General features: G+C 39.8%; 23 protein-coding genes, 1 tRNA gene and 2 pseudogenes. 15 read left to right on the top strand and 11 right to left on the bottom strand.

Features of this window, described 5'->3' with window-relative positions:
• Positions 1 to 23 precede the first annotated feature (23 nt).
• Positions 24 to 1,274: a serine hydroxymethyltransferase gene (glyA, locus tag BWP33_RS02960; protein ID WP_002642831.1), complete on the bottom strand. Its 1,251-nt coding sequence runs from the start codon at positions 1,272 to 1,274 to the stop codon at positions 24 to 26.
• Between the two features lie 332 nt (positions 1,275 to 1,606).
• The gene (argF, locus tag BWP33_RS02955) at positions 1,607 to 2,611 is read right to left on the bottom strand and encodes an ornithine carbamoyltransferase (protein WP_002642832.1); all 1,005 of its coding nucleotides are present in this window, start codon (positions 2,609 to 2,611) and stop codon (positions 1,607 to 1,609) included.
• Positions 2,612 to 2,719: 108 nt separating this feature from the next.
• Between argF and BWP33_RS02950 the strand changes: the two genes are divergently transcribed.
• The 5 genes and pseudogenes from BWP33_RS02950 to BWP33_RS02930 all read left to right on the top strand — a co-directional run bounded on the left by BWP33_RS02950 (position 2,720) and on the right by BWP33_RS02930 (position 6,768).
• Positions 2,720 to 2,810: transfer RNA gene (locus BWP33_RS02950), tRNA-Ser, on the top strand.
• Between the two features lie 403 nt (positions 2,811 to 3,213).
• Positions 3,214 to 3,683, top strand: a pseudogene (locus BWP33_RS02945) (DUF4143 domain-containing protein); the annotation flags it as partial.
• Between the two features lie 119 nt (positions 3,684 to 3,802).
• On the top strand, positions 3,803 to 4,081 hold the full coding sequence (locus BWP33_RS02940; protein WP_002642834.1) for a hypothetical protein: 279 nt from the start codon (positions 3,803 to 3,805) through the stop codon (positions 4,079 to 4,081).
• 245 nt (positions 4,082 to 4,326) lie between these two features.
• On the top strand, positions 4,327 to 5,124 hold the full coding sequence (locus BWP33_RS02935; RefSeq protein ID WP_002642835.1) for an NB-ARC domain-containing protein: 798 nt from the start codon (positions 4,327 to 4,329) through the stop codon (positions 5,122 to 5,124).
• Positions 5,125 to 5,142: 18 nt separating this feature from the next.
• Complete coding sequence (locus tag BWP33_RS02930; RefSeq protein WP_002642836.1) at positions 5,143 to 6,768, top strand: NACHT domain-containing protein; 1,626 nt, start codon at positions 5,143 to 5,145, stop codon at positions 6,766 to 6,768.
• Positions 6,769 to 6,794: 26 nt separating this feature from the next.
• Here the strand turns inward: BWP33_RS02930 and BWP33_RS02925 are convergent.
• Both BWP33_RS02925 and BWP33_RS13260 read right to left on the bottom strand, forming a co-directional pair.
• Positions 6,795 to 7,057, bottom strand: a pseudogene (locus BWP33_RS02925) (transposase family protein); the annotation flags it as partial.
• Between the two features lie 68 nt (positions 7,058 to 7,125).
• Positions 7,126 to 7,377, bottom strand: a complete 252-nt coding sequence (locus tag BWP33_RS13260) for an IS1/IS1595 family N-terminal zinc-binding domain-containing protein (protein ID WP_425319627.1) — start codon at positions 7,375 to 7,377, stop codon at positions 7,126 to 7,128.
• Between the two features lie 100 nt (positions 7,378 to 7,477).
• On the opposite strand from BWP33_RS13260, the gene BWP33_RS02920 reads away from it, so the two are divergent.
• Complete coding sequence (locus BWP33_RS02920; RefSeq protein WP_002642837.1) at positions 7,478 to 7,840, top strand: rhodanese-like domain-containing protein; 363 nt, start codon at positions 7,478 to 7,480, stop codon at positions 7,838 to 7,840.
• Between the two features lie 51 nt (positions 7,841 to 7,891).
• On the opposite strand, the gene BWP33_RS13255 is transcribed toward BWP33_RS02920, so the two are convergent.
• The 4 genes from BWP33_RS13255 to BWP33_RS02900 form a co-directional block, all read right to left on the bottom strand.
• On the bottom strand, positions 7,892 to 8,689 hold the full coding sequence (locus tag BWP33_RS13255) for a septal ring lytic transglycosylase RlpA family protein (protein ID WP_081579004.1): 798 nt from the start codon (positions 8,687 to 8,689) through the stop codon (positions 7,892 to 7,894).
• 152 nt (positions 8,690 to 8,841) lie between these two features.
• On the bottom strand, positions 8,842 to 9,306 hold the full coding sequence (trmL, locus tag BWP33_RS02910; protein ID WP_002642839.1) for a tRNA (uridine(34)/cytosine(34)/5-carboxymethylaminomethyluridine(34)-2'-O)-methyltransferase TrmL: 465 nt from the start codon (positions 9,304 to 9,306) through the stop codon (positions 8,842 to 8,844).
• 212 nt (positions 9,307 to 9,518) lie between these two features.
• A complete protein-coding gene (locus BWP33_RS02905) occupies positions 9,519 to 10,010 on the bottom strand; it encodes a hypothetical protein (protein ID WP_155999644.1) in 492 nt (163 codons plus the stop codon).
• Positions 10,011 to 10,175: 165 nt separating this feature from the next.
• Entirely contained in the window at positions 10,176 to 10,760 is a 585-nt protein-coding gene (locus tag BWP33_RS02900; protein WP_002642841.1) for a Maf family protein, read from the bottom strand.
• Between the two features lie 59 nt (positions 10,761 to 10,819).
• Between BWP33_RS02900 and BWP33_RS02895 the strand changes: the two genes are divergently transcribed.
• The 3 genes from BWP33_RS02895 (at position 10,820) to BWP33_RS02885 (ending at position 12,141) form a co-directional block, all read left to right on the top strand.
• Positions 10,820 to 11,317 (top strand): YceD family protein, encoded by a 498-nt coding sequence (locus BWP33_RS02895; protein ID WP_002642842.1) that lies wholly within the window; start codon positions 10,820 to 10,822, stop codon positions 11,315 to 11,317.
• Positions 11,318 to 11,345: 28 nt separating this feature from the next.
• Positions 11,346 to 11,525, top strand: a complete 180-nt coding sequence (gene rpmF, locus BWP33_RS02890; RefSeq protein WP_002642843.1) for a 50S ribosomal protein L32 — start codon at positions 11,346 to 11,348, stop codon at positions 11,523 to 11,525.
• Between the two features lie 91 nt (positions 11,526 to 11,616).
• Complete coding sequence (locus BWP33_RS02885; protein WP_002642844.1) at positions 11,617 to 12,141, top strand: phosphoribosyltransferase; 525 nt, start codon at positions 11,617 to 11,619, stop codon at positions 12,139 to 12,141.
• Positions 12,142 to 12,325: 184 nt separating this feature from the next.
• On the opposite strand, the gene asd is transcribed toward BWP33_RS02885, so the two are convergent.
• The gene (asd, locus tag BWP33_RS02880) at positions 12,326 to 13,441 is read right to left on the bottom strand and encodes an aspartate-semialdehyde dehydrogenase (protein ID WP_002642845.1); all 1,116 of its coding nucleotides are present in this window, start codon (positions 13,439 to 13,441) and stop codon (positions 12,326 to 12,328) included.
• Positions 13,442 to 13,721: 280 nt separating this feature from the next.
• On the opposite strand from asd, the gene BWP33_RS02875 reads away from it, so the two are divergent.
• Positions 13,722 to 15,056, top strand: a complete 1,335-nt coding sequence (locus BWP33_RS02875; RefSeq protein WP_002642846.1) for an NCS2 family permease — start codon at positions 13,722 to 13,724, stop codon at positions 15,054 to 15,056.
• Positions 15,057 to 15,257: 201 nt separating this feature from the next.
• The gene (locus BWP33_RS02870; protein ID WP_002642847.1) at positions 15,258 to 15,815 is read left to right on the top strand and encodes an outer membrane protein; all 558 of its coding nucleotides are present in this window, start codon (positions 15,258 to 15,260) and stop codon (positions 15,813 to 15,815) included.
• Positions 15,816 to 16,132: 317 nt separating this feature from the next.
• On the opposite strand, the gene hslO is transcribed toward BWP33_RS02870, so the two are convergent.
• Both hslO and dusA read right to left on the bottom strand, forming a co-directional pair.
• Positions 16,133 to 17,011 (bottom strand): Hsp33 family molecular chaperone HslO, encoded by an 879-nt coding sequence (hslO, locus tag BWP33_RS02865; protein WP_002642848.1) that lies wholly within the window; start codon positions 17,009 to 17,011, stop codon positions 16,133 to 16,135.
• 135 nt (positions 17,012 to 17,146) lie between these two features.
• Positions 17,147 to 18,136 (bottom strand): tRNA dihydrouridine(20/20a) synthase DusA, encoded by a 990-nt coding sequence (gene dusA, locus BWP33_RS02860; protein ID WP_002642849.1) that lies wholly within the window; start codon positions 18,134 to 18,136, stop codon positions 17,147 to 17,149.
• A gap of 51 nt (positions 18,137 to 18,187) precedes the next feature.
• Here dusA and tilS point away from each other — a divergent pair, with 51 nt between their 5' ends.
• The 4 genes from tilS to BWP33_RS02840 all read left to right on the top strand — a co-directional run bounded on the left by tilS (position 18,188) and on the right by BWP33_RS02840 (position 24,618).
• On the top strand, positions 18,188 to 19,471 hold the full coding sequence (gene tilS / locus BWP33_RS02855; RefSeq protein ID WP_002642850.1) for a tRNA lysidine(34) synthetase TilS: 1,284 nt from the start codon (positions 18,188 to 18,190) through the stop codon (positions 19,469 to 19,471).
• Positions 19,472 to 19,854: 383 nt separating this feature from the next.
• Positions 19,855 to 22,590 (top strand): DNA gyrase subunit A, encoded by a 2,736-nt coding sequence (gyrA, locus tag BWP33_RS02850; protein WP_002642851.1) that lies wholly within the window; start codon positions 19,855 to 19,857, stop codon positions 22,588 to 22,590.
• A gap of 202 nt (positions 22,591 to 22,792) precedes the next feature.
• Entirely contained in the window at positions 22,793 to 23,674 is an 882-nt protein-coding gene (locus BWP33_RS02845) for a decaprenyl-phosphate phosphoribosyltransferase (protein WP_002642852.1), read from the top strand.
• The gene (locus BWP33_RS02840) at positions 23,671 to 24,618 is read left to right on the top strand and encodes a lysylphosphatidylglycerol synthase transmembrane domain-containing protein (protein WP_002642853.1); all 948 of its coding nucleotides are present in this window, start codon (positions 23,671 to 23,673) and stop codon (positions 24,616 to 24,618) included. Before BWP33_RS02845 ends, BWP33_RS02840 begins: the two co-directional genes overlap by 4 nt.

Here is a 24,618-nt window from a genome sequence, read left to right as displayed (position 1 = left end):
TGAAAAATTTCAATCAAATTAAATTACGCGCCATAAACAGGATTTTTGTCGCATAAAGCTTTGGCTTTGGTTGCCACTTGTGCTAAGTTTGCTTCATCGTTTGGATTATCCAAAACGTCCGCCACCAAATTTGCCAATTCACGTGCATCTTGTTCAGAGAAACCGCGAGTTGTAATTGCTGCCGCGCCTACACGAATACCACTGGTTACAAATGGTTTTTCTGGATCATTGGGAATAGCGTTTTTATTGATGGTAATGTGGGCTTTGCCTAAAGCTTCTTCAGCCGCTTTACCTGTGATGTTTTTCGCGCGTAAATCCACCAAGAAAACGTGGCTTTCAGTACGACCAGAAATAATGCGCAAACCGCGTTTGACTAATTCTTCGGCCATTGCTGCGGCGTTGATTTTGACTTGTTTGGCATATTGTTTGAATTCAGGTTCTAATGCTTCTTTGAAAGCAACGGCTTTAGCTGCAATCACGTGCATCAATGGGCCACCTTGTAAACTTGGGAAAATGGCTGAATTCAATGCTTTCTCGTGCGTGTTGTCGCGACACAAAATCACGCCACCGCGTGGGCCACGCAAGGTTTTGTGTGTTGTGGTTGTAACAAAATCCGCAAATGGAACAGGATTAGGATATTCGCCACCTGCGACCAAGCCCGCATAATGCGCCATATCCACAAACAAATATGCACCGACTTTGTCTGCGATTTCGCGGAAACGCGCCCAATCAATTTCCAAAGCGTAAGCCGATGCGCCTGCAACAATCATTTTGGGTTTGTGTTTCAATGCCAAGCGTTCTACTTCTGCATAATCCAACACTTCATTTTCGTCCAAGCCGTATGTGATGGCATTGTATAATTTACCTGAAATATTAACGCTTGCACCGTGTGTCAAGTGTCCGCCGTGCGCCAAACTCATGCCCAAAATGGTGTCGCCAGGTTTCAAGACGCTGGCGTAAACGGCTTGGTTGGCTTGGCTGCCTGAATGTGGTTGCACGTTTACATATTCTGCGCCAAATAATTTTTTGGCGCGGTCAATCGCCAATTGTTCTGCTACATCAACGTGTTCACAACCACCATAATAACGTTTATTTGGGTAGCCTTCGGCATATTTATTGGTTAATTGTGAGCCTTGCGCTTCCATAACGGCGCAGCTAACGTAGTTTTCAGATGCAATTAATTCAATGTGGTCTTGTTGGCGTTCTACTTCGGCGGCGATGGCGGCGGCTAATTCTGGGTCGTATTTTTCAATGGTTACGCTTTTTGAATACATGGATTTTATCCTTCGTGAAGGTGGTAGAAAATCGAGAATTGTAACGTAAAAATTTCAATTGTTGAATGAAAGTTATCTGTTGTTCAATATAAAAATTTTCATTTATAGTTGTTTAAAATTAAAAATACTGCTGCGTTTTCTGCTCACTTAATTTATCAGATGTACACGGTAGTATCCTATTTTTATTTTAAACAACTATATATTATCGTTTTGATTATCTTGCATTATTTCCAAATAATTAAGAACCTGCGTTCATAATCTTAATAGCTTGCTTTTATCTCCACTTCAAAATTATCAATAAAATCAAGTTATCAATCTTACGAACACAAGTTCTAAATTTCCATATTAGCCAGCGTTGCCACCATCACGGCTTTGATGGTGTGCATACGGTTTTCTGCTTGGTCAAACACCACGCTGGCATCGCTTTCAAACACGTCTTCGGTTACCTCTACGCCATTCATACCAAATGTTTGGAAAATCCATTCACCTACTTTTGTATCGCGGTTGTGGAAAGACGGCAAACAGTGCATGAATTTGGTATTTGCGTTGCCTGTTGCCATCATCAAATCGGCATTTACTTGAAAAGGTTTCAGTAAATCAATGCGTTCACGCCATGCTTGTTCAGGTTCACCCATGCTAACCCAAATGTCGGTATGGACAAAATCCACACCTTTAATGGCTTCTGTTGGATTATCGGTGATGGTAATTTGTGCGCCTGTTTCTTGGGCAATTTGTTTGGCTTTGGCGACTAAATCTGCTTCAGGCTGCAAGGATTCGGGCGCGGCAATTCGCACATCCATGCCCATCAACGCGCCTGCAATCAACAAAGAATTGCCCATATTAAATCGTGCATCACCTAAATAAGCATAACTGATTTGATTTAAAGGTTTGCGACAATGCTCACGCATGGTTAACAAATCCGCTAACATTTGCGTAGGGTGAAATTCATCGGTTAAGCCATTGTACACGGGCACGCCAGCAAATTGTGCCAATTCTTCCACGATATTTTGTGAAAAGCCACGATATTCAATGGCATCAAACATTCTGCCTAACACGCGAGCAGTATCTTGGGTACTTTCTTTGTTTCCAATTTGGCTGCCTGAAGGTTCTAAGTAGGTGGTAAATGCGCCTTGGTCGCGAGCAGCGACTTCAAATGCGCAACGAGTACGCGTGCTGGTTTTTTCAAAAATCAGCGCGATTTGTTTACCGATAAGATATTGAGTTTCAGTATGATTTTTTTTATCTGATTTGAGTTGGGCGGCTAAATCCAGCAAGGCAATGACTTCGGTCGAAGTAAAATCCAGTAATTTCAAGAATGAGCGTTGATACAAATTCATGGTTATGAATCCTGTTGCGAAAAGATTGATTATAATACAAAACCGTTTCAGGCTGCCTGAAACAAAACTTGTCTGATTACTGAAATCCGCTTATAATTCGCGCTGCTTAGAGAGGTGGATGAGTGGTTTAAGTCGCACGCCTGGAAAGCGTGTATACGTTCATAGCGTATCGAGGGTTCGAATCCCTTCCTCTCTGCCAGATTATTTTAAAGCCCTTTGTTTTGTGCAAAGGGTTTTGTTTTTTTATTTATTAATGAAACTCGATGTCGCCTACATCAATCTGGTAGTCGTCTAAAATTAAGAACCTGTGTTCTTCATCGCCAACATGAAATGGATTTTTGTCCCAATTAGTGCGAATGTTAAGGTAAATTTCATGCTAATAGCGTTCCTATTGACGTGAAATTCAACGCAACAGGCGTGATAAGTGGTGCAAAAAGACATCGTGCTTGGCTGTAAATACAGGTTCTTAATTTTCAATCTTAAAAATATTCATTTAAATTATTTTTTCATTTGAAAAAATGCACCAATCAAAATATATATTGTTAGAAAAAGTGTATTCCTCACTGTATAATTGACCTATGTCCCTTATTTTAGAGAGGCATTGGCTAAAAGACAGCGGCTTAGTATATAGCGTGCCTCGTGTGAAGAAACCACATTTGCCACTTTCCGCTTATCGAGATAACGCCTTTAAATTGTACGGTTTAGATGTGGGGCTACTTGCTGCGCAAAGCAACTTGGATGCCAGCGTACTTCTAGAGGGTAACCGTATTTTTACCGAATTTAAAGGATCTTTAACCGAACAATATGTCTTGCAACAACTAATTGTCACTCAAGAAAATCCCGTTTTTATTGGGCAACTGAAAAAGGCACAGCAGAGGTAGATTTTGTCGTATAACGTAAGCAAACTGTCATTCCGATTGAAGTCAAAGCAGAAGAAAATTTAAAAGCGAAAAGTTTGAAAGTGTATGTAGAACAATTTCAGCCAGCGTAAGCAATTCGATTTTCCATGGTGGATTATCGGGAACAAGATTGGCTGGTGAATGTGCCGTTGTATGCTTGTTCGGGCTATTAATTAAATTCAAATAATCTAAAATAGAATGTAAACTTGTTGAAATCATTTATCACAATATGTTACTCTTTTTACCAAACATAGTATAATGTCCAATCATTCTTTTTTCAAGGTAAAGACTTATGAATATTGATCAAATCGTAAAGATAGGTGAATGTGGATATATTGAATATAAACGTCAGTGGTATTGGGACTTGGAAGAACAAAAACCTTCTCCCCAAAAACCTTCTCCCGAAGAATTGAATCGAGCTTGGGGAGAATTTATTAAGGATTTTTTAGCCTTAGTGAATGCCAATACAAATTCATTTAATAATAAACGATTTTTAGTAATTGGTTTTGATGAAGATACACAAAAATTTTATGACTTTTATTTACAACTGAAAATTTATTTGGAAATTTAAAAGAAAAAATCGAAAATAAAATTAAAAATTTTATATCAAATTCTTCAAAAATTATCTACTCTATAAGATTAGAGAAGCATGACAATAAAAACATAATTCTTATATCTATAGAACAACCACAAGAAATACACTTCTTAATTAAGGATATTCAAACAAAAAGCCAAGAAAGAAGTTATCCAATTAATTCTGTTTTATACAGAAAGAACTCCAACTCATCTTCAAAAAAAGATGATAGTGTTGGCATTATGCCTCGAGAGCAGCTACTTGCTTTAGAAAAAAAGCTTTCACCTTTAGTGATAGGAAACACTCTACGAAATACAAGAAAAAAATCTATAGAATCGACTATTAATGCTTACCTAGAAAGTAATAAATCATTAAGAATTTCAAGAGAATTTCCCAAAAAAAGTAATGACTCTGAAAAATATTACGAGTTATATGAATTAATTAATGAAGTAGATGATAGTAGAACATATTTTTTATATGTATCTGAAAACAGCATGGAAGCAACAATAAAGAAATTTAAAGAAGACCTTACTGAGTATACGAAATATAAATTATCAATATTAATAGATAAACCTACTAATATTGCTCAACCAAGCAACAGAAAAAAGAATGTTGAGATGTTCGCCACAAAAGCTGGCTTATCTAAATTTAATATTTATTTCATAGATGAGTTTGGAAAGAGACATCTATATAAAGAATATCTAGCGCCATTTCTGTTTCGTGATGAGTTTCCAAATACAAATAACTTCATTGATAACAATGTCATTGACAAATCAAATAATAGATCTTCTCTAAAAGCAACTAAAGTGATTAAAGATTGGTTTTTGGAGGATGATAGTCCTATTATTGTTCTGACTGGTATGGGCGGGGTTGGGAAAACAACATTAACGAAATATTTTTTGAATAGCACTTTAAAAGATCAGCCCCAAGATCAAGATAAATATGTTCTATTTTTAGACTCATCAACCCTTATTGACAAGCTGAAAACTACCAATATCAAAAGCATTTATGACTTATATAAGGCTGATTTACATGAATAAAGACTATTAACTGAAGAATTGTTTAGATTATCTATTGATAATGGTAGCTTTATTATTATTTTAGATGGTTTAGATGAAATTATTTCTAGAATGAAGGAGAACTTTGATATTAATTCTTTTTTCAATAAAATTTATACAGACTACTGTTTTAACTCAGCTAAAACAAAAATTGTAATTACATGCCGAGATTCCATATGGGACGAAACGGTAGCTCAATCAGAATCAATAAAAGAATTAGCTATTAAAAATATACTTCTTGAACCTTTCGATGAAAAACAAGCAAAAGAATTTTTTAAAAGCTGTTTTAAATTTAATGATAAGTTACAGAATAAGGCTTTTAATTTAGTTAATAGTTTAATAAGCAAGTCAAATGATAGTGTATACAACCCTTTTATATTAGATACAATTAGTGAAATTATTAATGATAATGAACAGGTAAATATAGAAGATTTGTTTTATCAAGATACATCTGTAATGAAAAAATTATGCTTATCAACATCAAGCCAAACAGATTATCTCATTTACGCTGTGTGTAAAAGAGAGGAAAAAAAACTTGAAATCCCTTTTGAAAATCAAATTAAACTACTCTGTCGTATGTGCAAATACGATAGCTCTACGAACTTAAGTTTTATTAATCTCATAGAAGAAGTAACAGATGCTAAACCTAGTGATACTCTGCTCTCCTTATTAAAGGCACACCCGTTTATTTTTGAAAAAAATGAAAAGGTTGATTTGCGCTACGATTTTTTGAGAGATTTCTTCACTGTAATATTAATGGCACAATCTATTGAACAAGAAGAAATTATAGATAGAAATATTCTTTTGATTTTAGAGAAAAAAATTGGTTACTTAAACTCATTTTCAAAAGATGTAGCTAAACGGACTTTCTCGGAATCTGAAAAAATATGTATTAATATGATTAATAATATAGAATACTTATCTAAAAACAAAGAGGAACATTTTGATGCGTTCATTTCATCATTATTTTTGACTTATTTGTCTATTCTGAATAAAAATTCTCGACTTAATACACAAAATGATTTACAGAAAGCTTTGGTAAGTATTTTTGGAAATACCAAAAATAACATAGAACATTTGTGCTTATGTAATATCAACAAGCCAAATGGGAAACCTAGGTTGGAGTTTGATTTCTCGGATCTTAAATTTGAGGATTTTCATATAAAAAACTATTCTGAATTTTATAGTTGTAAGTTTAATGAAGGTACATTATTTAAATCGGGGGAAATTGAGTTATTAGATGATCCAAATGTCAGACATAATCTAAAGGATTCTAATTTTTCTGATAAGGTTGTTTTTTTAGGAAATACAAAAAATATACTAGAAAATATTAAACTTCATAATGAGGATAGAGATAGAGCTCGAGAAAATAATTTTAAAAAATTTATTAAATGTTTTTATGCTGGTGGTAGATTCCAACCTAAAAAAGTTGCCGAAATAAAGGCTAAACATGGAAATATTATTTCTAAAATGTTGGATCTAGAAGTCATTATATTGAACAATGACTCCAAATTGAACGAAAATGAATATAAAATAAATCCAACTTATGTGAATGAGTTGGCAAAATATCTAGATAGTTCGATTAAAACTAAATTAATAATTAGCTTTTTAGAGGAAATGGGTTGATTTTTTGCAATAGACTTCCTGCGAAACTAAAACCCAAGCCCCCCATTGATAATTCCAGCAATGAGGTTCAAGCGTAACCTTAATCGTTTGCGATGATTACGATAACAGCAAGATAATACTTTTAATGTCTTAAATTTAGCCAATGTATTTTCGACCTTTATTCTTTGGCTAGAAAGATGGTGATTAAATGCTTTTTCTTCTTTATTTAGCTGATGATTTTTGCTGGATTTAATGGGTGTTTGGGCTTGTGGGTATAATTAACAATACCTTGATAACCACTGTCTGAAACCTTTGCAAAACCCAAAAATTAACCTAAATCTCGTCATTCCCGCGAATGCGGGAATCTAATAGCAAAATTTAGATAATTGATTTTATTTGATTGATTGAAAATCTATTTAAGATTGAAAATGGATTACCGCCTACGCGGTAATGACGACGGGTAGTTTTGCAAAGGTTTCTGCCTTTGTAAGTGATATGATGGTCGCCAATGAAACGCCTTCTTGTGCAATCTTCGCAAGCATAACGTTGTTTTTGATTGTCATCAAAGCCATTTTTCTTTATATTGTACCCTTTGCGGCGAGGACAATAAACGGTGATTTGTGTATGCACAACTCAAATATACCTTGTTCTCGCTGCTTTTTGTTTGAAATTTTTATAACACCTTTTTCAGGACACCACCGATTTTTTAATGATAAACAGAAAGTTGATGATGAAATACATTTTGATTTTAACTGCTGCTCTTGCTGCTTGCAACGCGTCCGAACCACAGGTCGTACCCCAACCACAAGCCAGCCAAACCGCTACAATTGCCAAAAAAGTGATTTTGATTGATGTGCGTTCGCCAGAGGAATTCCAGGCGGGACACCTTGCCAATGCTCACAACATTACTCACGACCAGATTGACAAAAAAATCAGTGCATTAACTACCGATAAAAACGCTGAAATTCATTTGTATTGTCGCACAGGTCGCCGCGCTGGTATCGCATTGGAAACACTGACAAAAATGGGTTACACCAATGTAAAAAACTTGGGCGGATACGATGATTTAAAAAATACTTATCCAGCACAATAATTAAAATAAGCAACTTGAAAATTATTTTTTTGATTTTCAAGTTGCTTATTTTTATACAGATATGGCTGCTAATTGTTTTTTTATTTCATCGGCAAGTTGGTTTTCTTTAAACGGACCAATACGAACTCGATAGCCTTTACCTGATTCATTTTCCACCAATGTGATGGGATAATTCAAATGAGCTGCACGCATTTTATTCATTAATGTTAATAAATGCTTATCTGCTTCTTTCAGGCTGCCAAATACTTGGGAATCCAAATAAACCGTTGCTTCACGCGGCGCAAATGTGGCAAACACGCCTTGAGTTAAAGCAGCAGTAAACAATGATTTGGTTATCGTTGTAGCTTGTTTGCTGTTTAATTTTTCGCGGGAAACTTTCGCTAAATTAATTTGGCGATTGGCTTTGGGCAAATTCACGTTTACCTTATTCAATGGCATCATGGTATCTGCACTTGCCAATTGGACATTATCACTGCTCGCATCTAGGCTACTGATGAGAATATTCGCCATACCTGCACCCAAAAAACCCAGTTGTTTCGCCGCACCTTTGGACAAATCCATCACGCGATTACCACGAAACGGTCCACGGTCATTCACGCGTACAATAATGCTTTTATTATTAGATAAATTAGTAACGCGAACATAGCTGGGCAAAGGTAAAGTCCGATGAGCTGCCGTCAATGCGTTCATATTAAAACGTTCGCCGTTACTGGTTTTTCGCCCATGAAAACCTGGCCCATACCATGATGCTTTGCCAGATTGAGAAAAATTTTGCACATTTTTAACAGGTGCGGCACTGGCTCTATTAATCGCCGCCGTCCCGATGAGCATCAGTGCAATTAAGCCCATAAAAAATATATCTTTTGCTTTAGACAAAGTAAACTCCCAAAATATTCAGGCAATGCAGTTAAACTGAAAATATGGCAGAAAGCAATTTTGATGCCAATTCATTTTTCAGGCTGCCTGAAAACATTTATCCAAATAATTATATTGAATAATAATTAAATTCCACCCGCATAATTTTGTTGTCGCCACGCTTCAAATACGGTAATAGCGACTGTATTTGACAAATTCATGCTGCGATTATCAGGCATCATTGGAAAACGAATTTTCTGATTATCGGGCAAACTTGCTAAAATCTCCGCAGGTAAGCCGCGCGTTTCTGCACCAAACAAAAACACGTCATGGGGCAAAAACGCCACTTTATCGGGGCGCGTTTTGCCTTTGGTGGTAAGCGCAAAAATACGGCGACCTGCAAGCGCAACCATGCAATTGTCCCAATTTTCATGCACAACAATGTTGGCAAATTCATGATAATCCAAACCTGCACGTTTCATTTTCGAGCTGTCTAGCGGAAAACCGAGCGGTTTAACCAAATGCAAATCACAACCGGTGTTGGCGCATAAGCGGATAATATTGCCCGTGTTGGGCGGAATTTCGGGTTGATATAAGATGATGGTAAACATAATTTTACTATTTGATTTTTAAATAAATTTACCATCTGAGAAACAATTAATCAGATGGTGAAATTGAGAAAATAGACTTCCTGTGAAACCACAATTTTTCTAGGTTTTAGAATTTTGCTAAATCCTGTAATGGAGCAGTCGATTGAAACTCTGAATTTAGCAATACCTTTTGACATAAATAAAAACACTTCACAAAATTAACAAATAGTTATTTAATTCCTGCATTTCTCTTTTTGGGTAGGTATTTCAATCCCTTTTTTGACCTTATGGAATTTCATAAAATCTTCCTGAAATTTATCTCCATATTTTGAATAGCTAGATAAAAAATTTTGATTTTTAATAAAATATCTTGTCGGCTCTTTTTCATAAGATGGACATTCTGGATATAAAGAATTACCGTCATCGGAACATCGCCAAATCAATAATTTATTATTTTTAATTTCCCCCTTTAATTTGCCACTGGTACCTTGACCTTGTGGGCTTCCTTCACTCCAAGAACCATACACTTTATTACCTTTTGGGATAAACGAAAATTGTCCCATGGATTCATAATCGCACCCAATAATATGATATTCCCAATTTCCTCCAAAATTTAATGATTGAGCATATACTGTATGTGGTAATAAACCAAATAAAAATAAGTACTCAATAATTTTTTTAATAGTAATATCCTTATTGTACTTCCTGCGAAATAATAATCCCAATTTTTTAAAACACGCTCAATTACAGGATTTAGCAAAATTCTAAAACCTAGAAAAATTGTGGTTTCGCAGAAAGTACAATATAAACGCTTTTTTGGGTAAACGTCAATTTTTTTACCAATTATTTATTTTATTAATTCATTAAAATATCTTCAGGCTGCCTGAAAATCAAATGACCGCCACACCATTTTCCATCAACGCCGACACCAGCCAAAAAATAGGCAAGCCAATCAATGCATTTGGGTCAGAGCCATCTATCCGCACCAACAACGCTGCACCTAAACCCTCACTTTTCGCCGCACCTGCACAAAAAATCGCATCGGGTTCACGCGCCAAATAACGCGTAATTTGTTCGCTGGACAATTCACGCATTTGTACCACCGTTTTATCCACATGGGTTTTCAGGCTGCCTGAAAACGTGTTCAGCAAACAAATTGCGCTATAAAATTCAATTTGTTGTCCCGACAATTCTGCCAGCATGATTTGCGCTTTCGCCACACTCATTGGCTTGCCCAACTGCTTGCCGCCACACCATGCCACTTGGTCCGCACCAATAATCAAATGCTGCGGATAAACCTGCGCCAATGATTGTGCCTTACCCACCGCCAAACGAAACGCCGTATGTGCTGCCGATTCATCAGCCAGTGGCGTTTCATCAAATATGGGTTTGGCAGCGATAAAATTGATGCCTAATGTGCTAAGTTGCTGTTGTCTGAAAACCGAAGTGGAAGCCAAAATAATCCCTAAACTCATCTGAAAACCCCTGAAAAAATATTGACGGAATTACAAGAAAATTATATCATGCGCCACCTATGTTAAACCGAACATTGATTGATCCACAAGCGTTTGCCACACAAGCAGAAACACTGCAAGGTACAGTTTCTTTGCAAGATTTAGACAAACGCACTTGGTCGCCCGACATTGCCGATACAGCCACCGACATTCATTACGCCATCACAGGCGGTATGGATAGGTGGCAACGTCTGTTTTTGGATTTGACGGTTTCAGGCAGCCTGAAATTAAATTGTCAGCGATGTATGCAACCTACCGAATTTTTACTTGATGAACAAGTACGCATTATCTTATTTCATCGTGAACAAGATTTGGATGATGCCATGATTGTCGATGAAGAATTGGAAGGCATGGTGCTGGAAAATGAGCTGGATGTATTCACTTTGCTGGAAGACCAAATTCTAATGGCGTTACCCATTTCACCTAAACACGACCAATGTGGTAACAACCATTTAGACAAAATCAATCAAGACAAACCCAATCCTTTTGCGGTGTTGGCTGGTTTGAAAAAAAGTTAAAATTTTCTTTTATTTTTAGGAGTTTGAAATGGCTGTTCAACAAAACAAAAAATCCCCATCACGCCGTGGTATGCACCGTTCACACGATGCGCTAACTGCGCCTGCATTATCTATTGACAGTGCAACTGGCGAAGTTCATCGCCCACACCACATCTCTCCAAACGGTATGTACCGTGGTCGCAAAGTGATGAAAGCCAAAGGCGAGTAATTTTTAGCGAATAGAAGAGTTAAAGCCAGCAGCGATTGCGCGTTTGCAATATCGGCTGGCTTTTGTCGTATGTGAAATTGAGGATAATAAAATGTCTGTGAAAAAAGTTTGGTATACCTATGATAATATTCACGAAACCGTGAAACATATTGCCGAACAAATTCAACATTCTGGTGTGAAATACGATGCCATGATTGCCATTGGTGGTGGTGGTTTTATTCCTGCACGTATGCTGCGCTGCTTTTTGGGCATTCCGATTTATACGGTGAGTACAGCTTATTATTTGAATGAATCCTGTGGCAAAACCGCAAACGAAATCCAAAAAACCCAATGGCTTAACCCAATTCCAGACCAAATTGAAGGCAAAAATATTTTGGTGGTGGACGAAGTAGACGACAGTCGCGTTACCGCCGAATTTGTATTGCGCGAATTACAAAAAGAAAATTTTGGTGAAATTGGTTTCGCGGTACTACACAACAAATTAAAAGAAAAACGTGGCACAATCCCCGAAAATATTCATTATTTTTCAGGTATTGAAGTGGAAGATTGGTGGATTAATTATCCTTGGGACGCAGTGGACATTAATGCCCACAATCATTTGGCAAATCAATCATAAATATAGTTGTTTTAAATTAAGAACCTGTGTTCATAATCTCAATAGCTTGCTTTTATCACCACTTCATGCGCCTATCACGTTGGCTTAAAAAGCCGCCTTGTATTTGCAAGAATTACCAATAAAATCAAGTTATCAATCTTATGAACACGGGTTCTAAAATGCAGCGTTTTGCAAAAGTTTCAAATTACAAATTACCCAAAATAATGCGTAACACGCGGCGAATCGGTTCAGCCGCACCCCACAATAATTGGTCGCCTACGGTAAATGCGCTAATGTATTCACCGCCCATTGCCAATTTGCGAATACGCCCAACGGGTGTCGTCAACGTGCCTGTTACGGCGGCTGGTGTGAGTTCGTGAATCGACGCTTCTTTGGTATTGGGTACAACTTTCGTCCAATCATTGGCGCGTGCGATGATTTGCTCAATCTCATTAACAGGAAAATCTTGTTTCAATTTCAGCGTAATCGCTTGGCTGTGGCAACGCATCGCCCCCACACGAATACACAGACCCTCCACAATCACAGGTTGTTGATTACCCAAAATTTTATTGGTTTCCACACCGCCTTTCCATTCTTCTTTGGATTGACCATTACCCAAATCTGCGTCAATCCATGGAATCAGGCTGCCTGCAAGTGGCACACCAAAATTTTCTTTGGGATACGCATCCGAACGCAAAAAGTCCGAAACTTTACGATCAATATTCAAAATCGCGCTGGCTGGATCGGCTAATTCTGCCGCTACTTGGCTGTGAACCGCGCCCATGCCTGAAATCAATTCGCGCATATTTTTTGCACCTGCCCCCGATGCTGCCTGATAAGTCATGCTGCTCGCCCATTCCACCAAACCATCTTGGAACAAACCACCCAACGCCATCAACATCAAAGACACCGTGCAATTGCCGCCCACATAATTTTTTACGCCATTTTTTAAACCTGCGTCAATCACGTTACGATTCACAGGGTCAAGCACAATGATGGCATCATCTTTCATGCGTAATGTGGACGCGGCATCTACCCAATAACCATTCCAGCCACTTGCTCGCAAGGGTTCAAAAATGGCTTTGGTATAATCGCCACCTTGACAGGTAACAATAATATCCATTTTGGCCAATTCATCAAGATTATTGGCATCAAGCAAAGTTTTGGCGGCTTGACCAAAATCAGGAGCCGCACCACCTGCATTAGACGTGGTAAAAAAATACGCTTCAGGAATATGCGCAAAATCATTTTCTTCACGCATACGTTGCATCAACACAGAACCCACCATGCCACGCCAACCAACAAAACCAACTTTTTTCATCGTTATCTCCGATTTAGTTTAAGGAAAAAGTTCTCTTTTAACCATTTCATTCGTAAAAGTAAAGAATTTTATATGCAAATAAAGACCTTTGCAAAACCCAATATTCATCAATTAAATGACACACACAAAAAATATAAATTACCCATTAAATTAATTGATTTTATTGAATATTTAATTTTCAGGCTGCCTGAAAACGCGAATCAAATGTATATTTTCATGATTGAATGTATATTTGGTTATATAATTTCATTTTTTATCATTATCTTTAAATCGCATCATTATGGCTCATTCAATATTAGAACGCGTATTCAAATTATCCGAAAACCAAACCAATGTCCGCACGGAAATTTTGGCAGGTTTTACCACTTTTTTGACCATGTGCTACATCGTTATCGTGAACCCAGCCATTTTGTCCATCACGGGCATGGATTTTGGCGCAGTATTTGTGGCAACGTGCATTTCTGCTGCAATCGGTTGTTTCATAATGGGTTTCTTGGCAAATTATCCAATTGCGCTCGCCCCTGGTATGGGCTTGAACGCGTATTTTACGTTTAGTGTAGTCAAAGGCATGGGCGTAAGTTGGCAAATTGCGTTGGCGGCGGTGTTTGTGTCGGGCGTGATTTTTATTTTGTTTAGTTTCTTTAAAATCCGTGAAATGCTGGTAAATGCATTGCCTATGAGTTTAAAAATGGCGATTGCGGCTGGGATTGGTTTGTTTTTGGCATTAATTGCGCTCAAAGGCTCGGGGGTGGTTATTGCCAGCGAAGCCACATTATTGAAAATGAACAATTTATACGAAATTAAAGACGGCATCAAAACCCCTAATTTACCTGTCATTTTTGCGTTATTGGGCTTTTTTATGATGGTGTCGTTGGATTATTTTCGGGTACGCGGTGCGATGATTATCAGCATTTTGCTGATTACCGTGTTGGCGGCAATGTGTGGTTTAACACAATTTGACGGGGTGGTATCGGCTGTGCCGTCTCTTACGCCAACTATGATGCAATTGGATTTCAATGGGTTATTTTCAGGCAGCATGATTGCGGTCATTTTTGTGTTTTTCTTGGTAGATTTGTTTGACAGCACAGGAACGCTGGTGGGCGTGGCGCATCGGGCAGGATTGTTGGACAATAATGGACATTTACCACGCTTGAAAAAAGTCTTATTCGCAGACAGTACAGCCATTGTAACAGGTGCACTTTTGGGAACATCGTCTACCACACCCTATGTGGAGAGTGCCTCTGGTGTGGCAGCTGGCGGACGGACGGGTTTGACGGCGATAACGGTGGGGGTATTGATGCTGGCGTGTTTGTGGTTTTCGCCATTGGCAAAGGCCGTGCCTGCATTTGCGACTGCACCAGCATTGTTGTACATTGGCGTGCAAATGTTGCGCTCGGCAACTGAAATTGACTGGCACGACATGACTGAAGCCGCACCCGCATTTATCACGATTGCAGGAATGCCATTCACTTATTCGATTGCAGATGGGATTGCGTTAGGATTTATTAGCTATGCAGCGATTAAATTGTGTTGTGGGCGACGCAAAGACGTACCACCCATGGTTTGGTTAGTGGCGGTGTGTTGGTTGGCAAAATTTTGGTTTTTGGGTGCATGATGGATTGAATTGTTGCCGAATGATTTCTTATAAACAAAATTTCGCACAACTCATGCAATTTATTTACAAAATAATTAAAGCGGTTAAGAAGCACAAAAGCGAGTTAAAGTATCATTTGACACCTGTCCAAAATAAAAAAACTTGGGCATAATTCATTTCATCGCAACACAGCGACATTTAACAAATCCTTGGAGAAACATCATGAAAAAACAATTAGCCGTGTTTATTTTGAGTACTTTAATTCCAGCCGCAGCGATGGCAGCAGACACATTCACTGGCGCATCTGTTGGCACAAACATTGAAACCACCAAATACAAAATCAAAAACAGCATCTCTGGTGAAAACACACGTAACGCTGTATTAAAAGGCGATGTGGGCTTTGATATGGGTAACAATTTGGTCGGCGCAGTGGAAGCCAAAGCTAATTTGAACAAATCTGATGCATTTGATACCAATGGCGTGAAAATTTCACAAAAAGATAAGTACAGTATTGGCTATCAACAAGGTTATCGCGTAACCAAAGATTTGATGCCATATGCCAAAGCCGAATACATCAACAGCAAATTTGATGACGCTCGTGCAAATGGTTATGGTGTAGGTATGGGCGCAAAATATGCTGTTACCGATAATGTTGAATTGGGTGCAGAATATGTACACAGTCGCTTAAAAGGCAGTCGCTTAAAAGGCAATGGTTCAGCTTCTGACTTAAAATTGCGTGGCAACACCGTTAGTGCAGGTGTGGCTTATCGCTTCAAATAATCCAATCTTTATTGATTAATTGATTCAACAATGAAAAGCAGCCTGAAAACCAAATCTTTGGTTTTCAGGCTGAAACCTTTGCAAAACTATCCGTCGTCATTACCGCGTAGGCGGTAATCCATTTTTAATCTTAAATAGATTTTTAATCAATCAAATAAAATCAATTATCTAAATTTTGCTATTGGATTCCCGCATTCGCGGGAATGACGAGATTTAGGTTAATTTTTGGGTTTTGCAAAGGTTTCAGGCTGTATTTATGGTCGTTTAAAGTAAAAATAGCACAGTAGCATTTTTCAATTTTTAAAGCACGATAATCACTAAATAATTGTGTTTGTCTGCTTGCACGCAGCGACAATATCCATACCAAATAAAGCATGGACATCTTGTTCATCAAATGTATATTGCTCATGGCAAAAATCACAATCCACCGTGATACTGCCTTCTTGTGCTACCACACTCCCCACTTCTTCTCCACCCAATAACAGCAACATATCACTTACCTTACCACGCGAACAAGTACACGCAAATTCCAAATTTTCTGCTGGAAATACGCGTGGCGGTGTTTCATGGAACAAGCGATACAACACGTTTTGTGCGTCTAAATTCAATAATTCAGCAGCGGTCAAAGTATCGGCTAATGTGCAAATATGTTGCCATGCATCATCATCTTGTGTTTCTTCAGGCAGCCTTTGCAACAACAAACCGCCAATTTGCTGGTCGTCCGCCGCCAACATGATGCGCGTTTCTAATTGCTCGGAACGTGCCATGTAATTCATTAACATCTCAGCAATGCTGCTGCCTTCTAGTGGTACAACACCTTGCCATGGTTCACTATTTTTTGGTTGCACTGTCAGCACAAACACACCGTCATCACCCAATAATTGCGCCAAATCTGAATCATCAGCGATGGCAGCGGTTTCGTCCCAACGTGCGGTGGCGCGGAGTGTGTGTTCGGAAGTGGCTTCCACAACCAGCATTTTCAAAATACCCCGTCCCTGAACTTGCACAATCAGCGTGCCCTCAATTTTCAAATTGCTTGACAACAAAGCCCCAGCCGCCAACAATTCCCCCAAAGCACGGCGAACGGCAACAGGATAATTTTTTCGCGCTACAATATGTTGCCAGACTTCTTGCGCTTGGACGTGCAAACCACGAATGGGCATTTGGTCAAATATAAAACGAGTTCGTTGATTCATTTAAATTGCTTTCTTTATTGATGTGTTAGGCTAGCCAATATGGTTTCATGCTGCCTGAAAATCAAGGTTTGAGATTTTAGGTAATGATTTTTATGGATTATTTTGTTAAGGCACATCGTCTGTTCAAATTGAAAATCAATGGGAATCTTCTCGTACCATTGCCAAAGCCTCCAACAACAATTCAGCGCGATTTGATTTCAATAAATCAGCATCGGACAACATGCGCCGCCACGTTCGCGCCCCATGCAAACCGTGCATCAATCCCAAATAATGTCGCGCCATATGTCGCAATATTGTGCCGCGATTAGCAGCTAATTGAATTTTTGCATAATCGTATAAACGATTTATCAATTCATCATACGTGATTTCAGGCGTAGTATCGCCATAAAATTGCGCATCCCAAGATTTCATCAGCATCGGATTGTGATATGCTTCACGCCCTACCATTACACCATCAACATATTGTAAATGTTGATGAATTTGTTCGTTAGTGGTAATTCCGCCGTTAATGATGATTTCTAAATCAACAAACTCTTGTTTTAATTGATAAACATAATCATAGCGCAGCGGCGGCACATCGCGATTTTCTTTCGGTGACAAACCGTCTAACCACGCATTTCGCGCATGAACAATAAACGTGCGACAATTTGTGCTTCGTGCCAATTCACCAACAAAATCTGCAAGTGGCTGATATTCCGTTTGTTTATCCAAACCAATGCGGTGTTTAATCGTGATGTCGCAATTGGGAGCAGCGTCTTGTATGGCGTTCAGGCAGCCTGAAACCAAATTCACTTCATTCATCAAACACGCACCAAACGCTCCTTTTTGCACACGCGGACTGGGACAGCCACAATTTAAATTGATTTCATCATAACCATATTGTGCGGCTTTGGCGGCGGCTTTGGCTAAATCGGCAGAATCGCTGCCACCAAGTTGGAGTGCGATGGGATTTTCGCATTCATTTTTCAATAAAAATCGGTTTGGGTCGCCGTGAATAATGGCACCTGCGTTTATCATTTCGGTGTAAAGCCATGTATTTTTTGTAATTTGTCGTGCCATATAGCGGTAATGGCGGTCAGTCCAATCCAACATCGGGGCAATGGATAGCGTGCGTTTGGGCAACATAAAGCAAATTCCGTATAAAATAATGATTTTAACATTTTTCAGGCTGCCTGCATGATGCTGAACATTCAAAATTGGCTAGAAAAACATCAAAATCAACGTATTATAGTCGGATTCAGTGGTGGATTGGATTCGGTAGTGTTGTTGCATTTGCTGGCGATGGCACGAACACAATATGTATTTGATTTATCAGCCATTCATGTACATCACAATTTGAGCCAAAACGCAGACAAATGGGCTGATTTTTGCTTGGATTTTTGCGAAAATTGGAAAATTCCATTGACAATCAAATATGTGCAAGTAAACTCTGAAAAATTGGGCGTAGAAGCAGCCGCACGAGCAGCGCGTTACGCGGTGTTTCGTGAATATGCTGGCGACGTGTTGGCGTTGGCGCATCATCGCGATGACCAAGTAGAGACATTTTTTTTGGCGGCGTTGCGTGGTTCGGGGATTCGCGGTTTGGCGGCGATGGCGGAGAATCAGTTTTCAGGCAGCCTGAAAATTGCGCGTCCGTTACTGCATTTTTCTCGCCATCAAATAGAACAATATGCACAACACAATCAACTCACCCACATCACAGACGACAGCAACGACAATCCCATTTTTTTACGAAATTGGTTACGCCACAATGGATTACCCAATATTCGCCAACGCCTGCCTCACACCGACCAACACATTATCGCCGCCATCGCCAACCTGCAAGATGAATTGGCGTTAATCAACGAAATCACCGAATCTGACTATCAACATATTTATCAAAATCAAAAATTTAACATTTTCCATTGGCGCGAACTGAGTCCAGCCAGAAGACGGCAACAGCTTGTTTTATTTGCGAAACAATTTGAATTAGGCACGCCACGCCGCGTCAGCGTGATGAATTTTGAGTCCATTTTGTTGCATCATGACCGCGCAGAATGGACATTACCGCAAGGCGTGGCGGTGGCGTATGGCGGTGTGTTGTTTGCGCTGCCACGCGATTGGCAAAACCAGTTTGCGTGGCACAAACCGCTTTCAGGCTGCCTGAAAGACATCGCAGCGCATTGCGAAATCACATTTCAGCCAGATAAAATGGGGCTGCCAACCAATATATTTACGCAAAATTTAACAATTCGTGCTACGCAATCAGGCGATGTGTTGCCAATGAAATCGGGCAATAAATCCGTGAAAAAATTGCTGCAAGAACATCATATTCCGCCATTTTTACGCGCGGATTATCCTGTGTTGATTGATGAGAATGGGACGTGTTTGGCGGTGGTGGGATTGGCGGTGAATCAGCGCATGACGGTAGCCAATGGCGTGATGCCTGTGTGTGAAAAGTTGGGGCAGTTTCTGATATAGTCGTTTAAAATCAAAAATACTGTTGCGTTATCAGTTTCCTTAGTTACCAGAGGTACGTGGAGGTTGCAGTTGTCTTCTTCTACCTTTATTTTAAATGACTATACAATTTGATGATATAAGAACCTGTATTCACAGCCAAGCGCGATGTCTTTTTGCCCTATTTAGCACGTCTGCTGCGTTGAATTCCACGCTAATAGGAACGCTATTAGCATGAAATTCGCCTGACGGTCGTACCACTGGAACAAAAATCCATTTCACGTTGGCTATGAATACAGGTTCTAAATGTCGATGAACTGATTTTTCTTTCGTGTACTGAAATGCAGCCTGAAACCTTGTTTTTATGGTAAAATCGTGCGTTTTTTTAATTATTCGGAAGCCGCAACATGAGCAGCGAAATTGACCAACAATTTGCCAAAGAAACCATTGCCGTTAGCCTTGAAGACGAGATGAAAAAGTCCTATTTGGACTACGCCATGTCCGTGATTGTGGGGCGTGCGCTGCCCGATGTGCGCGATGGCTTGAAACCTGTGCATCGCCGCGTGTTGTATGCCATGCACGAGCTAAAAAATAACTGGAACAGCGCGTATAAAAAATCAGCACGCGTGGTCGGCGATGTGATTGGTAAATATCACCCACACGGCGACAGCGCGGTTTATCAAACCATTGTCCGTATGGCGCAACCGTTTTCTATGCGTTATATGTTGGTAGATGGTCAAGGCAACTTCGGTTCGGTAGATGGCGATGCGGCGGCGGCCATGCGTTATACCGAAATTCGCATGGCGAAAATCGCCCACGAAATGCTTGCCGATATTGAAGAAGATACCGTTAATTTTGGCGATAACTACGATGGCAGTGAACGTGAACCGCTTGTTTTGCCAACGCGTTTTCCTGCACTGCTGGTAAACGGCTCGGAAGGGATTGCGGTTGGCATGGCGACCAGTATCCCGCCACACAATTTGCGCGATACGCTTTCAGGCTGCCTGAAACTTTTGCGCGAACCCGAAACCGACATCAACGATTTAATTGACATCATCAAAGCCCCCGACTTTCCTACTGGCGCAACCATTTACGGCTTAACTGGCATTCGCGCAGGTTATCAAACGGGGCGCGGTCGTGTCGTAATCCGTTCCAAAACGCACATTGAACCGATTGGCAAAAATAGCGAAGCCATCATTGTGGACGAAATCCCGTATCAAGTGAATAAATCCAAACTCGTTGAAAAAATTGGCGAATTGATGCGTGAGAAAACCGTGGAAGGCATCGCCGAATTGCGCGATGAATCCGACAAAGACGGCACGCGCATTGTGATTGAGTTAAAACGCAACGAAAATGCAGAAGTTATTTTAAATCAATTATATAAACTCACACAGTTACAAGATTCATTCAGCATCAATATGGTGGCATTGGTGGATGGTCAGCCGCGTTTGCTGAATTTGAAACAAATCTTGAGCGAATTTTTACGCCATCGCCGCGAAGTGGTTACACGCAGGACGTTGTATCGTTTGAAAAAAGCGCGTGCAGAAGGACACATCGCAGAAGGCAAAGCGGTTGCTCTATCCAATATTGATGAAATGATTGCGCTGATTAAACAATCGGTTGATGTGGATTCGGCGCGTGAGGCGTTGTTGAGTCGTGCTTGGCAATCGGATTTGGTCAGTGAAATGTTAAATCGCAGCGATTTGGATTTGACGATGGCGCGACCAGAATGGCTGCCTGAAAACCGTGGTTTGCAATCGGACGGTTATTGGTTGTCTGATGAGCAGGCGCGTGCGATTTTGCGCATGAGTTTGCGAAATTTGACGGGGCTTGACCAAGACGAAATCATCAAAGAATACAAAGAATTGATGGCGATTATTGTGGATTTGTTGGATATTTTGGCTAAACCCGAGCGCGTACGACAAATCATTGACGATGAATTGGTGGCGATGCAAACGCAGTTTGGCGATGAAAGACGCAGCGAAATCAATACGTTTGGTGGTGGCGACATTGCTGATGAAGATTTGATTCCGCCACGTGAAATGGTGGTTACGCTCACGCATGGTGGCTACATTAAAACGCGGCCAACCAGCGATTATCAAGCGCAAAAACGTGGTGGTCGTGGCAAACAAGCGGCGGCTACGAAAGATGAAGATTTTATTGAAACGCTGTTTGTGGCGAACACGCACGATTATTTGATGTGTTTCACGAATTTGGGGCGTTGCCATTGGATTAAGGTGTACAGGCTGCCTGAAGGTGGTCGTCAGTCGCGCGGTCGTCCGATTAACAATGTGATTCAGTTGGAAGAAAACGAAAAAGTGAGTGCGATTTTGCCTGTTCGTGATTTCCCTGAAGATGAATATGTGTTCTTCGCGACGGCGTTGGGCGTAGTGAAAAAAGTTCAGCTTTCTGCGTTCAAAAATGTGAGCGTGAAAGGCATTAAGGCGATTGCGTTGAAAGACGGCGACAGCTTGGTGGGCGTGGCGAAAACATCGGGTTCGTCTGACATTATGTTGTTTAGCAATTTGGGTAAGGCGATTCGTTTCAATGAATTTTACAATCCAACGAGCAACGATGATGATGAAAGCGAAGACGTTTCAGGCAGCCTGAATGATGATTCGGACGATGAAAATAGCGACGAATTTAATTTGCTGACGAATAAAGGTATTCGACCAAGTGGTCGCGGTTCGGGCGGTTTGCGCGGTATGCGTTTGCCTGAAAATGGTCGTATTGTGAGTTTGTTGGTGGCGGAATTGGGTAGCGATTTGCAAGTTTTGACGGCAACGCAAAATGGCTACGGCAAACGCACGCCAATTGAAAATTATTCGCGCAAAGGCAAAGGTGGGCAAGGGATTATTGCGATTGATACAGGCGAACGCAATGGTGAATTGGTGGGCGCGGCGTTGGTGTCGCCTAGCGATGATTTGATGTTGATTACGAGCGGCGGCGTGTTAATCCGCACCAAAGTGGAACAAGTCCGCGAAACGGGTCGCGCAGCACAAGGCGTTCGCTTAATCAATTTGGATGAAGGCACAACACTAGTAAGCATTGAGCGCGTTGCCGAAGAAAATAGCGATGAAGAAGCTGAGCTGGTTGAATTAATGGACAATACCAGCGAAGTAGACACCAGCAATGAGGCGTAAATGATGGGTTTCAGGTTTTGCAGATATGAGGACAGTTGGTGAGCGTGGTTATTTGTATTCAACAGTCAGTGCAAATTCTGCCAAATTTTTCGTACATAACCGTGTGCGGTGGCTATTGTATCGGGCTTATCGCTTGGTGCGTGATGTTTTTTCAGAAAGCGAGTTAAACAGATACGCATTTCACTTAAGTTAGATTAAAAATATGAATAGAACGGCTTTAATTAAACTGTGTCGCCCACATCAATACATCAAAAATTCGTTTGTGCTGATTGGATTTATTTTTTCGCATCAATGGAATGTGAGCACATTTTTTCAGGCTGCTTGGGCATTTTGTGCGTTTTCGGCGGCTGCCAGTGCGGTTTATATTTTGAATGATATTGTTGATGTTGCTGCGGACCGTACACACCCAATCAAATGTGCGCGTCCGATTGCTAGTGGTGCGGTGAGTTTGGGGGAGGCGAAAAAGTTATGTGCGATGTTATTGGTTGGCGCATTGTTGCCATCATTATTGGTGGGGCAGTTTGGGTTGATGGCTATTATTTTGACGTATATTGTGATAAATATTGCCTATTCATTTAAATTAAAACACGTTGTTTTAATTGATGTTTGTGTAATTTCCATGGGGTTTATGTTGCGAATTTTAGCTGGGACAATAGGATTGGGTATTGAACCATCTGAATGGTTATTATTGTGCAGTATGATGTTGACGTTATTTTTGGGTTTTTCTAAACGCACATCTGAATTGATGCAATCCGCACAATCTGATGATGCATTTGGACAAAATTCACGCAAAGTATTAAACGAGTACACCCCTATTTTATTAACGCAACTCACATCTATTACGGCAGCCTGTACAATAATTAGTTATGGTTTATACACGGTTTCCAGCCATATTATTGTATTACATGGCACAAATAATTTGATTTATACTTTAATATTTGTGATTTATGGCATTTTTCGCTATTTGTATCTTACTCAACGCCACGCCAAAGGTACGGATACTGCCCAAGATTTATTATCTGATAAACATTTATTAATTTCGGCAATTTTGTGGGTTATCACTGTATTGAGTATGGTCGCATGAAAAAAAATCAAGGTTTAAAGTGGCAATGGCACGCCATGTTCATCTCGATTGTGATAACGGTGGTGATTTATGTTGCATTGTCGTTGTATGCAGGCTGGCACGACATCAGTAAAATTTTGATGCAAATTGGTTGGTGGGGTTTGATGATTGCATTGATTTTGTCGTTATTGAATTATTTTTTGAGATTTATTCGTTGGCAATATTATTTGTATTATTTGGGTTATTCAATTGCATATGGTGTGAGTTGGCGTATTTATTTGAGTGGTTTTGCGCTGACCACTACACCAGGTAAGGCAGGAGAAATGGTACGCAGTATTTTTCTCACTCAAAAAGGCATACCTGCATCGGTATCTGTAGCAGCGTTTATCAGTGAACGGTTATCGGATTTAATTGCGATTGTATTGATTTCGTGTATTGGATTATTGGCATACCCCAGCATGAGAATCCCGATTTTAATTTCTATTATTTTAATATTAATTTGTTGGGCAGGCTTAATGTATCCACCCATCACGCAATTACTCTGTCAAATTGCCCAGCGTCAAACGAATGTATTTGGCAAATTATTGGAAAAAATCATTGGTATTCTTACACAAATAAAAAAATGTCATAATATCAAAATATTGAGTTTAACTACGATTTTGAGTGTGGTGGCATGGAGCATGGAAGCGTGGGCGTTTTATTGGTTGTTACACTGGTGTGATGTGAATGTGAATTATCAATTTGCGTTTTTTGTGTATGCTGTTTCTATGCTGGTGGGTGCATTGAGTTTTTTGCCTGGGGGATTGGGTGGAGCGGAAGCGACAATGATTTCTTTGTTGGTGTATCATGGTGTGGACACGCATACCGCTTTAGCGATTACTCTATTTATTCGCCTGACAACTTTGTGGTTTGCTGTGGTGTTGGGTAGTATTGCGTTTGTGCGACAATCACGTGATAAGATATGA

It is taken from the genome of Simonsiella muelleri ATCC 29453 (assembly GCF_002951835.1).
In the GTDB taxonomy this organism is placed as follows: Bacteria; Pseudomonadota; Gammaproteobacteria; order Burkholderiales; family Neisseriaceae; genus Simonsiella; species Simonsiella muelleri.
The sequence above is the reverse complement of the archived record's forward strand: the minus strand, read 5'-3'. Positions and strand labels throughout refer to the sequence as shown.